Source organism: Archangium sp., from assembly GCF_057119385.1.
In genome coordinates, this window is the sequence record NZ_DBNGVP010000118.1 from 124,936 (window position 1) to 136,569 (window position 11,634).

The 11,634-nt window shown below is 71.0% G+C and carries 10 protein-coding genes and 1 riboswitch; all 10 genes read left to right on the forward strand.

The window, feature by feature from the left end:
- Positions 1-101: 101 nt before the first annotated feature.
- The 10 genes from AC16DP_RS29015 (at position 102) to AC16DP_RS29060 (ending at position 11,629) form a co-directional block, all read left to right on the forward strand.
- Positions 102-2,495 (forward strand): lytic transglycosylase domain-containing protein, encoded by a 2,394-nt coding sequence (locus AC16DP_RS29015; RefSeq protein WP_329726465.1) that lies wholly within the window; start codon positions 102-104, stop codon positions 2,493-2,495.
- A gap of 69 nt (positions 2,496-2,564) precedes the next feature.
- Positions 2,565-3,962 carry an L-seryl-tRNA(Sec) selenium transferase gene (gene selA / locus AC16DP_RS29020; RefSeq protein WP_329726466.1) on the forward strand — a complete coding sequence of 466 codons (1,398 nt, stop codon included), beginning with the start codon at positions 2,565-2,567 and terminating at the stop codon, positions 3,960-3,962.
- Positions 3,956-4,555 (forward strand): HNH endonuclease, encoded by a 600-nt coding sequence (locus tag AC16DP_RS29025; RefSeq protein WP_329726467.1) that lies wholly within the window; start codon positions 3,956-3,958, stop codon positions 4,553-4,555. Before selA ends, AC16DP_RS29025 begins: the two co-directional genes overlap by 7 nt.
- Positions 4,556-4,688: 133 nt before the next feature.
- Entirely contained in the window at positions 4,689-6,416 is a 1,728-nt protein-coding gene (locus tag AC16DP_RS29030; protein WP_329726468.1) for a hypothetical protein, read from the forward strand.
- 129 nt (positions 6,417-6,545) lie between these two features.
- Positions 6,546-7,493, forward strand: coding sequence for a P-loop NTPase (locus AC16DP_RS29035; protein ID WP_329726469.1), 948 nt, complete (start codon positions 6,546-6,548; stop codon positions 7,491-7,493).
- A complete protein-coding gene (locus AC16DP_RS29040; RefSeq protein WP_329726470.1) occupies positions 7,493-8,716 on the forward strand; it encodes a helix-turn-helix domain-containing protein in 1,224 nt (407 codons plus the stop codon). Before AC16DP_RS29035 ends, AC16DP_RS29040 begins: the two co-directional genes overlap by 1 nt.
- Positions 8,717-8,810: 94 nt before the next feature.
- Positions 8,811-9,074, forward strand: coding sequence for a hypothetical protein (locus tag AC16DP_RS29045; RefSeq protein ID WP_047858179.1), 264 nt, complete (start codon positions 8,811-8,813; stop codon positions 9,072-9,074).
- On the forward strand, positions 9,068-10,069 hold the full coding sequence (locus AC16DP_RS29050) for an RluA family pseudouridine synthase (protein ID WP_329726498.1): 1,002 nt from the start codon (positions 9,068-9,070) through the stop codon (positions 10,067-10,069). Before AC16DP_RS29045 ends, AC16DP_RS29050 begins: the two co-directional genes overlap by 7 nt.
- Positions 10,070-10,144: 75 nt before the next feature.
- A riboswitch (guanidine-III (ykkC-III) riboswitch) is annotated at positions 10,145-10,200 on the forward strand.
- Positions 10,201-10,216: 16 nt separating this feature from the next.
- The gene (gene sugE, locus AC16DP_RS29055) at positions 10,217-10,543 is read left to right on the forward strand and encodes a quaternary ammonium compound efflux SMR transporter SugE (RefSeq protein WP_329726471.1); all 327 of its coding nucleotides are present in this window, start codon (positions 10,217-10,219) and stop codon (positions 10,541-10,543) included.
- Between the two features lie 54 nt (positions 10,544-10,597).
- A complete protein-coding gene (locus AC16DP_RS29060; protein WP_329726472.1) occupies positions 10,598-11,629 on the forward strand; it encodes an NAD(P)/FAD-dependent oxidoreductase in 1,032 nt (343 codons plus the stop codon).
- The last annotated feature ends 5 nt before the right edge of the window (positions 11,630-11,634 follow it).

Here is an 11,634-nt window from a genome sequence, read left to right on the forward strand (position 1 = left end):
CGTGGTGGGCAGTCTAACCTCCGTTCGTTCGCGGAAATTTTTTCCCTGCTTCCAGTTGTCTCCGTGGCTGCCCAGGCCCATCACGTGAGGGCCCATCCCGTATGAAAGCCTTCGTCCCCCTGCTCGCCGCCGCTGCCGCGGCCACCTCGCTGGCCTTTGCCCAGGCGCCGCTCACCGAGGAGCCCTCCGCGGCTCCCCAGGCGCTCACCGGCCAGGCTCCGTCCGAGGCCCAGCTCTCCCCACCTCCGGATGCCGAGAAGGTCCTCGTGCCCCCGGGGTATGTGGAGGTGCTCAACCCGGCCTTCCCGGACCCGCCTCCGCCCGCGCCCGCCGCGCCCATGATTTTCAAGGGCCGCGCCTACAACCTGGACGACCTGTCCCCCTACTTCGCCAAGGGCAAGCTCCTGGAGGCCAGGCAGGCCTTCGACAAGGGCTTCTACGTCCGCGCCCGCGAGCTGCTGGAGAAGGAGGGCCACTCGCTGCCCGTGCGCTACCTGCGCGCCCTGAGCGCGGTGCGCGCCGGGGACGACAAGCGCGCCGCCGAGGAGATGTCCACCCTGGCCCGGGACTACCCCGCGCTGGCCGATCGCTGCCTCACCCATGCCGGCGTGGCGCTCGAGTCGCTCGGGCGCTTCGCGGATGCCGCCGTGCTGCTCGCCCAGGTGCCCGAGAGCTCCCGGCTGTACGCCGATGCCCGCCTGGCGCTCGGCCGCGTCCTGCGCAAGACGAAGGACACCGAGGCCGCGCTCGCCGCGCTCGCGCCCCTGTCCGGCCGCACCTCGCCCTCCTGGGGCCGCAACGTCGCCGCCGAGGCCCTCATGGCCAGCGCCGACATCGCCGCCGAGAAGAAGGACAAGGCGCGCGAGCGCGAGTTCCTCTGGCGCCTGTGGGCCAACCACCCCCTGTCCGCCCTGGCCCAGCAGGCCGAGAAGCGTCTCAAGGGCCAGCAGGCGCCCGTCGACATGAAGGTGGCGCGCGCCGAGCAGCTCATCGAGCTGCACCGCAACAAGCAGGGCCTGGACGTGCTCGAGCCGCTGCTGCCCAAGCTCAAGCTGCCGGACGCGCTCGCCTGCCGCGCGCACTTCGCCTTCGGCAAGGGGCTGCGCAAGGAGCGCCAGCACACCCGCGCCATCTCCACGCTCACCCCCGTGGTGGAGAAGTGCCAGGACCGCGATCTGCTGCCGCGCGCCATGTACGTGCTCGGCTCGTCGCGCTCCATCGTGGACCAGGTGCAGGGGCCCCAGACGTACGAGCGGCTCGCCCGCGACTACCCGGAGCACTCCTTCGCCGACGACGCGCTCTTCTACGCCGCGGACCTGTATGTGAAGACGGGCCGCCTGGAGCTGGCCTCGCAGCGGCTCAAGGAGCTGGTGAAGCTCTACCCCCAGGGGGACTTCCTCGGCGAGGCGCTCTTCAAGGACTTCTGGATCTCCCGCACGCTGAAGGCCGCGGACGGGGGCATCCCCATGCTCCTGGAGATCGAGAAGCGTTTCGCCGACGCGGACGAGACGTACGACCTCGAGCGCGCGCAGTACTGGCGGGCGCGCACCCTGCAGGACAAGGGCGACAAGAAGGCCGCGGCGGATCTCTTCGAGACGATCGCCGTGGAGCACCCGGCCACCTACTACGGGCTGATGGCCCGCACGATGCTCGCCGAGGTGGACCCGGCGCGCATGGAGCGCGTGACGCCGCAGCTCGACTTCACCCAGCAGGAGCGTCGCGCGCCCTGGCCGCTGCACGCGGGGGCGATGGAGAAGGATCCGCACTTCACCGCCGCGGTGGAGCTGCTGCGCCTGGGCTTCCCCGAGGCCGTCTCCTCGGAGCTGCTCGCCGTCAACCGCACGAACCTGCCGTCGGAGAATGTCCGGCTGCTGGTGCAGCTGCTGTCCGTGTCGGGGGACGAGCGGGGCGCGCATGCGGTGGCCCGCGTGGCGCTGCGCCGCGACCTGAGCGGCCGCATCACCCCGGAGACGCGGCCGGTGTGGGAGGTGGCCTATCCCAACGCCTTCCGCCCGCTCATCGAGAAGCACACCGCCGCGGCCGGCGTGGAGCCGGATCTGCTCCAGGCGCTGATGCGCGAGGAGAGCGCGTTGGATCCGAAGGCGCTCTCGTGGGCGGGCGCGCTGGGCCTCACCCAGCTCATGCCCTCCACGGCGCAGGCGGTGGCGCGCCAGCTCAAGCTCAAGAAGGTGACGACCCAGGCGCTCCTGGAGCCGGACCTCAACATCCGGCTGGGCGCGCAGTACCTGGGCTCGCTCATCAAGCGCTTCTCCGGGCACACCCCGTATGCCGTGGGCAGCTACAACGCCGGCCCCAACGCCATCGACCGGTGGCGCGCGGACCGTCCGGGCGTGCCGCTGGACGCGTGGGTGGAGGAGGTGCCCATCGCGGAGACGCGGGGCTACATCAAGCGGGTGCTGCGCTCCTACAACACCTACCAGCTGCTCTACGGGCGGCCGGCCAAGGTGACGGGTGTGCAAGCCGCCAGCCGGTAGTGTGAAACCGGTGTGAAGGGCAGGGGAGCCGGGTGGCGCGCGAGCCCCCGCCCCCTTACAATTGCGGCCGTGGGTGCACCCTCGACCGAGAACGGGGGGAAGAACGCTCTGCTGCGAGCGCTCCCCTCCATTGAGCAGCTCCTGCGCCGGCCCTCCCTGGAGGAGAAGCTGGCGGCGATTCCGCGTCCCCGCGCCGTGGCGGCGCTGCGGCTGGCGGTGGCGCGCGTGCGCGAGCGGCTGTTGCGCGGCGAGGCCCGTCCCTTCGAGGACTCGGACGTGGACGAGGCGCTGCGCGTGCTGGCCACGCCCAACCTGCGGCCCGTGCTCAACGCCACCGGCGTGGTGCTGCACACCAACCTGGGCCGCGCCCCCCTGGCGCCCGAGGCCGTGGCCCGCGTGGCCGAGGTGGCTCGCGGCTACTCCAACCTCGAGTACGACCTGGACGAGGGCGAGCGTGGCAGCCGCTATGCCCCCGTGGTGGAGCTGCTCACCCAGCTCACCGGCGCCGAGGACGCCCTGGTGGTGAACAACTGCGCGGGCGCGGCGCTGCTGGTGCTCGCCACGCTGGCGGCGGGCCACGAGGCCATCGTCTCGCGCGGGGAGTTGGTGGAGATCGGCGGCGGCTTCCGGGTGCCGGACGTGATGAAGCAGTCCGGGGCGCGCCTCGTGGAGGTGGGCACCACCAACCGCACGCGGCGCTCGGACTACGAGTCGGCCCTCACGCCGGACACCGGCGTGCTGATGAAGGTGCACCGCTCCAACTTCGCGCTGGTGGGCTTCACCGAGGAGGTGGAGGTGAAGGAGCTGTCCGCGCTCGGCCGCGCGCGCGGGGTGCCCGTGTTCGTGGACCTGGGCTCGGGGGCGCTGGTGCCGCTCACCGGCGAGGGGCTCACCGGCGAGCCCACGGTGCCGGCCACCGTGGCCGCGGGCGCCGACGTGGTGGCCTTCTCCGGCGACAAGCTGCTGGGCGGGCCGCAGGCGGGGATCATCGTGGGGCGCGCGGAGCTGATCGCCCGCATCAAGAAGCACCCGCTGACCCGGGCGTTGCGCATCGACAAGATGACGGTGGCGGCCCTGGAGGCCACGCTGGAGCTGTACCGGGATGGCCGGCCGGAGGCCATCCCCACGTACCGGATGCTCACCTGGCCGGTGGAGGAGCTCCGTGTGCGTGCCGAGCGCCTGCTCGGTCTGCTGGTGATGAAGGGAATCAAGGCCCGCGTGGCTCCCATCTCGGGGCAGGTAGGCGGGGGAGCGATGCCCCTGGCCAGGTTGCCGTCCTATGCGTGCATCCTCACCGTTGAGGAGCCAGCGGCGTTCCTGGAATGTCTTCGGGGAGCGGGAGTTCCGGTGATTGGGCGGATCTCGGACGGCGAGGTGGTTATGGACGTCCGGTGCCTGGCGGAGGAGGACCTCGGGCCGGTCGCTGACGCCGTCGGTACGGCCTCACAGGGAAGGCAGCCATGTTGAACAGCGCCGTTCTCGTCCTGAACCGAAACTATCAACCGGTGCACGTCACCTCGGTGAAGCGCGCCCTCTCGCTGCTCTACCTGGGCGTGGCCAAGGCCATCGATGCCCAGTACCGCCTCTATGAGTTCGAGGACTGGGCGGCCCTGAGCGCCAGCGCGCCGCACGACAGCGTCAACACCATCAACCGGCGCATCCGCGTGCCCCGCGTGGTGGTGCTCTCCGCCTACGAGTACCTGCCCAAGGGCCGGGTGCGCTTCTCCCGCCTCAACATCTACGCGCGCGACCACGACACGTGCCAGTACTGCGCCCGGCAGCTGCCGCGCTCGGAGCTGAACCTGGACCATGTCGTCCCGCGCTCGCAGGGAGGCAAGACGAGCTGGGAGAACGTGGTGTGCTCGTGCGTGCCCTGCAACCTGCGCAAGGGTGGGCGTACGCCGGCGCAGGCGGGCATGAAGCTCCTCAAGGTGCCCATGCGGCCCCGCTGGACCCCCTTCTTCCGCGGCGCCTCCCGCCGCATCACCTACCGCGAGTGGCTGCCGTTCCTGAACCTGGCCGACGCCTCGTACTGGAACGTCGAACTGCTCGACGATTGACCCGGCCGCCCGCTCCGGCGCTGGAGTTTTCCAGGCCGCTTGTAGCGCCGGATTCTCGTGGCCGCTGTAGGCCTTGCGGGGTCTCCCCCGAAGCACGGATTCTGTCCGCGCTTGGACTTTCCGGGAGACATTCATGCAGGGAAATCGCTGGCTGGTGCTGGGCGCGCTCGCACTGGTCATGAGCATCACGGGCTGTAACTGTGGCGGCGTCGACGGGCCGCCGGACGCGGGAATCAGCGACGACGGCGGAACCAACAATGATGATGGAGGGGGCGGCAACCCGGATGACGGCGGTAACGGGACCCTCCCGGATGGCGGTGAGCCCCCGACGTGTCTGGCCCAGGGAGCCTCCTGTAGCCGTGAGTCGGATGCGGGTGCCTTGTGCTGTAGCGGCGTGTGTGGGGCGGATGGCCGTTGTCCGGAGCCCGACACGCTCTGCCGCACCCCCGGCGAGGCCTGCACCTCCGGCATCCAGTGCTGCACCAACGTGTGCCTGAGCAACGGCACGTGCGGCAACGCCCAGTGCCTCGACATCGGCGGCTCCTGCTCCAACAACGAGCAGTGCTGCACCAAGACGTGCACCGGCGGCAAGTGCGCCCAGATTCCGGGCGACACCACCTCGATGTGCAAGGTGATTGGCCAGGCGTGCGGGGTGGACGGCGACTGCTGCTCCACCAACTGCCAGGCCGGCATCTGCGCGCGCGCCTACACCTGCCAGGGCTACGGCGACATCTGCGGCAAGAACTCGGATTGCTGCGGCAACGCGTGCTCGGTCAATGACGGCGGCGCGGGCCGGTGCCAGTTGATCACCGGCGGTGGCGGTGGCGGCTGCATCCAGGATGGCAACCCATGCAGTGGTGGCTCCGGCTGCTGCTCGCGCACCTGCGTGGACCTCGGCTACGGCGCCACGGTCTGCCAGCCGGTCGGGGGTTGCAAGCTCACCGGAAACTTCTGCATGCAGGACAGCGACTGCTGCGGTGGTGGCAAGTTCCCCGACGGCGGACCCATCAACCCCAACGGTACGGTGAAGTGCGTGGGCGGCCGGTGTGACAACGGGCAGTCCTGCAACGGCGTGGGCAACATCTGCGGCGCCGGCACGCTGCCGGATGGTGGCTCCGTGGACATCAACGCGTCCCAGAACTGCTGCGACGGCAGGAAGGACGTGTGCCAGGTGGACTCGTCCGGCGTGCCGCGCTGCTTCGGCGGTGGCACCGGCCCGAGCGGTCCTTGCCCCAGCGGCTACACGGGCACTTCGCCCTGCTGCATCGCCCAGGGCAACACCTGCCAGTTCTCCGAGCAGTGCTGCGATGACGCCCTCTGCCTCCCGGCGGGGGATGGGACGGGCCGGCTCTCCTGCCAGAAGCCGACGTGCGCCCCCGTGGGCACGCCCTGCGACGCGGCGGGCGTGACGTGCTGCGCGGGCACCCAGTGCCTGCAGACCTCCGAGCTGACCAAGGCCTGCCAGGTGCCCTACACCCCGCCTCCCTCGGACGGTGGAACGCCCACGGATGCGGGAACCGACGCGGGCACGGGCGGCGTCTGCCAGGCCAACGGCACCACGTGCACCACCTCCGCTCAGTGCTGCTCGGAGATCTGCTCGGGTGGCACGTGCCAGGCGCCCGCGGCGTGCCAGCCGCAGAACGCGGCGTGCACCTCCGGCTCGGACTGCTGCACCGGCCTGCGCTGCGAGGTGCTCTCGGGTCAGACCACGGGGACGTGCCAGCCGGGAGCTACCTGCTCGTCCAGCGGCCAGGCGTGCTCGCCGACCGATCCGTGCTGCGCTGGCCTGGCCTGCCGCAACTCGGCCGGGGCGACGTGCGATGGCACTTCGGCCTGCCTCTGCCGGATCGTCATCAACTAACTTGGCCAGGGAGTCGACGCGGAGCGCGGGACAGGTTTTGATACGGGTGCTTTGAGTCCCCCCAGTCCCTCCTCCGCGTCGCAGCCCGCTCGTTCGTCCCCGCCCGCCCAATCGTCCGCGGGCGGGGCCGTGCGCACCGACCCCGAGTCTCCGGGGATCGTCGCGCGCAACCGCCCCCACCGCATCATCGCGGTGGGAGGCGGCAAGGGCGGTATCGGCAAGTCGCTCGTCTCCGCCAACCTCGGCGTCGCGCTGGCCCATCGAGGCCAACGCGTCCTGCTGGTGGATGCGGACCTGGGCGGCGCCAACCTGCACACCTGTCTGGGTGTCGCCCAACCCACGGCCACGTTGTCGGACTTCATGCTGCGCCCCAAGGCCCGGCTGGAGGACGTCATCGTGCCCACCGGCGTGGCCAACCTGTCGCTGATCGCCGGCGCGTTGGACGTGCTGGACGCCGCCAACATCAAGTACGCCCAGAAGCAGCGGTTGCTGCGCAGCCTGCAGACGCAGTCGGTGGACTACCTCATCATCGACCTGGGCGCCGGCTCCAGCTTCAACACGCTCGACTTCTTCATCATCGCCGACCACGGCGTGCTGGTGCTGCTGCCCGAGCCCACCTCGGTGGAGAACGCCTACCGCTTCATCAAGGCCGCCTTCTACCGGCGGCTCCAGCAGGTGGAGTCGCAGTACGGCATCGAGCGCCTGGTGGAGCGGGCCCTGTCCACCCGTGAGGGGGCCGCGCGCACGCCTCATCAGATCATCCAGCACGTGCGGCAGCAGAACGCCGCGCTCGCCGAGCGGCTCGAGAAGGAGCTGGCCGCCTTCCGCGTGAAGCTGGTGCTCAACCAGGCGCGCTCCGACGGGGACCTGAACGTGGGCGCCGCGGTGGTGTCCGCCTGGAAGAAGTTCTTCGGCCTGGAGATGGATGACCTGGGGGCCATCCGCTACGACGACGAGGCCTGGCGCGCGGTCCGCAAACGCCGGCCCATCGTCCTGGAGAAGCCCGACTCTCCCGCCGCCATCGGTATCCAGCGCATCGCCGATCGCCTGCTGGCGCTCGACGGGGTGACGGAGTGATGTCCGCCATGAAGCACTTCGAGCAACAGTCCTATTACGAGCTCCTGGAGGTGCCAGTCACCGCCTCGGAAGATCAGATCCTCGACGCCTACGCGCGCGCGATGGAGACGTACTCGCCCGACTCCATCGCCGTGTACACGCTGGCGGAGCCGGAGCAGCTCGAGGCCCTGCGCGAGCGGCTCACCCAGGCCATGGAAGTGCTCTGCGCGTTGGAGCAGCGCATCGAGTACGACCGGAAGATCGGCGTGACGCGCTCGGCCGAGGAGCTGGCCCGTCTGCGCACCGAGTCCCTCAAGCGCGCCGCGGAGTCCACCGCCGGCAGCGCCCCGGCGGAGCCCGTGGCCGAGGTGGAGCCCGAGGTCCAGGCCGCACCCGCCGCCGCGGAAGAGGAGCTGCCCGAGGCGGAGGTGGTGAGCGGAGAGGTGGTGGTGACCGAGGAGGTGGAGCCGGAGGCCGCCGGGCCCGTGGCCGAGGCGCAGCCTGGCGCCCAGGAGCTGGCCTCCGAGCCGCCCGCCGCCGTGATCCCGCCCGAGCCGGTGCCCGTTGCCGCTTCCGCCACCGCGGAGGCCCCGGCCTCGAACGTGGAGGCTCCGTCCGAGCCCGCCGCCGAGCCGGCCCCCCCGGCTCCCGCCGAGCCCACGCCGGCCGCCGTCCCGCGGGTGCCCCTGGCCGCGAAGCCGGGCTCCCGGTCGCTCACGCCCGCGCCCGTCTCGGGGCTCAAGCCGGCCATCCATGCCCGGCCCCTGGCTCCCATGACGCGCCACGGTGCGCCCATGCCGCCCCCGTTGCCGCCGCGCAATGGGGCCCGGGCTCCCGCCGCGCGTCCCAACGGCCAGCAGCTCGGCGAGGCCCCCGTGCTGGCGGAGGCCTCGGCCATCGCCAACGCCGAGTCGGCGCTCGCCCTCGCCTCCGCCAAGGCGCGCGACTCGCGCACCCGGCTCAAGACGGTGGTGGACATCCCCTCGGATGCCGAGTTCAACGGCGAGCTGCTGCGTCAGGTGCGCGAGGGCCGCAACCTGTCGCTGCAGATGCTGGCGGATCGCACGCGCATCTCGTCCCGCCACGTGGAGAACATCGAGGCGGACCGCTATGACATCCTCCCCGCGTCCGTCTATCTGCGCGGCATGTTGATGAGCATCGCTCGCGAGCTGGACCTGGATCCGCTCCGGGTGTCGAAGAGCTACATGGGGCTCGTCGCATCCGGTGAGAAAAAGAACCGCTGAGCCCCTCCCGGGGCCGTTCAAGCGTCTCCTCCAGGGGTCCTCGGGCTGTCTGCGAAGTTGACACCCTGGGGGGGCCTGCTTAGAAAGCTCCAGGATGACTGAAGAAGAAAAGATCAAGGCCATGCGGCTGGCCCGCGCGATTGCCTCGGATATCTCGCTCTACAACGAGCAGAAGATCATCAAGGGCATCGAGCAGGACAACCTCTTCGAGGTCCTCAAGGAGGAGCTCGAGGAGGGCCGGGAGCTCTACAAGAGCCGCGTCAGCCCGGAGATCTTCCAGAAGATGAATTTCTTCGAGCGGGCCATCAACGACATCGTGCTGCGCTCCAAGGCGCACGTGAAGTCGAAGATCTGGTGACCGCCGAGGCGCGAGAGCTCCGTGCCCCGCCCGAGGCCCGTGGCGAGCGGCTGGATCAGGTTCTCGCGCGCGCATTTGCCGATCTGACGCGCTCGCGCATCCAGGGCCTCATCGAGGCCGGGAACGCGCGAATCGACGGCAAGCCCGCCAAGGTGGCCCAGCGGCTGCGTGGCGGCGAGCTGCTCTCCCTCCAGATTCCCGCTCCCGTGGCGGCGGTGCCGGTGGCCGAGGAACTGCCGCTCGCGGTGCTGCACGAGGACCGGGATCTCGTCGTGGTGGACAAGGCGGCGGGGATGGTGGTGCACCCGGGAGCGGGCCATGCCTCGGGGACGCTGGTGAACGCGCTGCTGCACCGGGTGAAGGATCTGGCCGGAGTGGGCGGCGAGCTGCGTCCGGGGATCGTCCACCGGTTGGACAAGGACACCACGGGCTGCCTGGTGGTGGCCAAGCACGAGTCGGCCCTGGTGGGGCTGCAGAAGGCCTTCAAGACACGGGTGGTGGAGAAGACGTACCTGGCGCTCGTGCACGGGACGCCCAAGGCGGCCGAGGCGCGCATCGAGACGCTCTACGGCCGCCATCCGGTGCACCGCCAGCGCTTCACCGGGAAGGTGAAGGAGGGCAAGCCCGCCATCACCGTGTACCGCGTGCTCGAGGCGTTCGAGGATGCCGCGCTGGTGGAGGTGGATCTGCTCACCGGCCGGACGCATCAGATCCGCGTGCACCTGTCGGAGGCGGGGCACCCGCTGCTGTGTGACAGCGTGTACGGCGCGAGCCGCAAGGCGAAGGGGAAGGCGGCGGAGGCGGAGGAGGTGCTGGGCCGCCAGGCGCTGCACGCGTGGAAGCTGTCCTTCCCGCACCCGCGCACGGGCAAGGTGCTGCACGTGGAGGCGCCGCTGCCCGCGGACTTCACCGCCGCGCTGAAGGTGCTGCGCGCGAGCGGGGCGCCCACGGCCACGGCCACGGCGTCGTCGAAGGGCCGGGCCAGGAAGAGGTAGGCCCGGCCACGGGTTGTCCTGGACGCGAGGGGTGGGGCGAGGTTATCCCCCCTCCGTCTGGCGGGCTCGATGGGGAGCGCGCCAGGCCCGGACGAGGTGCGCCGTACCCGGTCACGACAAGACGACGCCTGAGAAGGAGTGTGCGTCATGGCGTGGGTTCTGCTCGTGGTCGCTGGGTTGCTCGAGACGTGCTGGGCCATCGGGCTCAAGTACACCGAGGGCTTCACCCGGCTCGTGCCTTCGGTGCTGACGGGGGTGGCCATCATCGCCAGCATGGTGCTGTTGGGGGTGGCGGCGAAGAGCCTGCCGATTGGCACCGCCTATGCAGTCTGGGTGGGAATCGGGGCATTGGGCGCGGCCGTGCTGGGCATCTTCCTGTTCCACGAGCCCGTCACCCCCGCGCGTGTCTTCTTCCTCGCGCTGATGCTGATCTCCATCATCGGCCTCAAGTTCACGAGCGGCGGGGAACACTGACCCCGAGCGGGAGGCGTGCGCCACGTGGAGGCTCGCGTTAGTGGAGGGGCCGCCATGGCTTCTTCGCTTCCCTCGGACTCCTCCCGCCCTTCGCGCACCGTGACGCCTCCCCGGGTGGCCATCATCGGCGCGGGCCTCGCGGGGCTCACGCTGGCCCGCTTCCTCACGGAGACCGGTTTCCCGGTGAAGGTGTTCGACAAGGGCCGGGGCCCCGCGGGCCGCATGTCCACCCGCCGTGAGGACGGTGGCGGCACCTTCGACCACGGGGCCCAGTACTTCACCGCGAGGGACCCGGGCTTCCAGCGCATGGTGGGCACCTGGGTGGAGCAGGGCCTCGTCGCCGGGTGGCGCGGGCGCTTCGGCTCGCTGGAGCACGGCACGGTGACTCCCGAGACCGAGGGCCCCGTGCGCTACGTGGGCGTGCCCGGGATGAATGCCGTGGCGCGTCAGCTCGCCTCGGGCGTGGACCTGCGGTGCGGCGTGCGGGTGGAGCACGTCCGGCGGGAGGCGGAGGCCTGGGCCCTCTCGTCCGAGTCGGGCGAGGCCCTTGGGACCTTCGATGTGGTGGTGGCCGCCGTTCCCGCGCCGCAGGCCGTTCCGCTGCTCTCCGGGGCTCCCGAACTGGCGGCTCGCGCGGCCGGGGTCCGCATGGAGCCGTGCTGGGCCGTGATGGCGAGCTTCGATGCCCCCGTGCCCCTGCCGCTCGATGGGGTGTTCATCCACGGCTCGCCCCTGTCCTGGGCCGCGCGCGACAGCAGCAAGCCGGGCCGGCCTCCGGGGGAGCGGTGGGTGATTCACGCCTCTCCCGAGTTCACCCGCGCGCACCTGGAGGAGACGCCCGAGGCCGTGGCGCCGCGGATCCTCGAGGCGTTCGCCCGTGCGGCCGGTGTGGAGATTCGTCCTCGGGAGGCCAGGGCCCACCGCTGGCGCTACGCCCGGGCCGAGCCCGCACTCACGGAAGGGGCGCTGTTCGACGAGCGCACGGGCCTGGGGGCCTGCGGCGACTGGTGCGCGGGCTCCCGCGTCGAGGGGGCCTTCGTGAGCGCCGTGGCGGTGTCACGGCGGATCGCGCTCATGGCACGGTGAGGCAG

What these genes read in the sequence shown, in the direction of transcription:
- AC16DP_RS29060 (WP_329726472.1), top strand. Translation starts at nt 10,598, where the DNA reads ATGGCTTCTTCGCTTCCCTCGGACTCCTCCCGCCCTTCGCGCACCGTG.
- AC16DP_RS29015 (WP_329726465.1), top strand. Translation starts at nt 102, where the DNA reads ATGAAAGCCTTCGTCCCCCTGCTCGCCGCCGCTGCCGCGGCCACCTCG.
- AC16DP_RS29040 (WP_329726470.1), top strand. Translation starts at nt 7,493, where the DNA reads ATGTCCGCCATGAAGCACTTCGAGCAACAGTCCTATTACGAGCTCCTG.
- AC16DP_RS29045 (WP_047858179.1), top strand. Translation starts at nt 8,811, where the DNA reads ATGACTGAAGAAGAAAAGATCAAGGCCATGCGGCTGGCCCGCGCGATT.
- AC16DP_RS29025 (WP_329726467.1), top strand. Translation starts at nt 3,956, where the DNA reads ATGTTGAACAGCGCCGTTCTCGTCCTGAACCGAAACTATCAACCGGTG.
- AC16DP_RS29030 (WP_329726468.1), top strand. Translation starts at nt 4,689, where the DNA reads ATGCAGGGAAATCGCTGGCTGGTGCTGGGCGCGCTCGCACTGGTCATG.
- sugE (WP_329726471.1), top strand. Translation starts at nt 10,217, where the DNA reads ATGGCGTGGGTTCTGCTCGTGGTCGCTGGGTTGCTCGAGACGTGCTGG.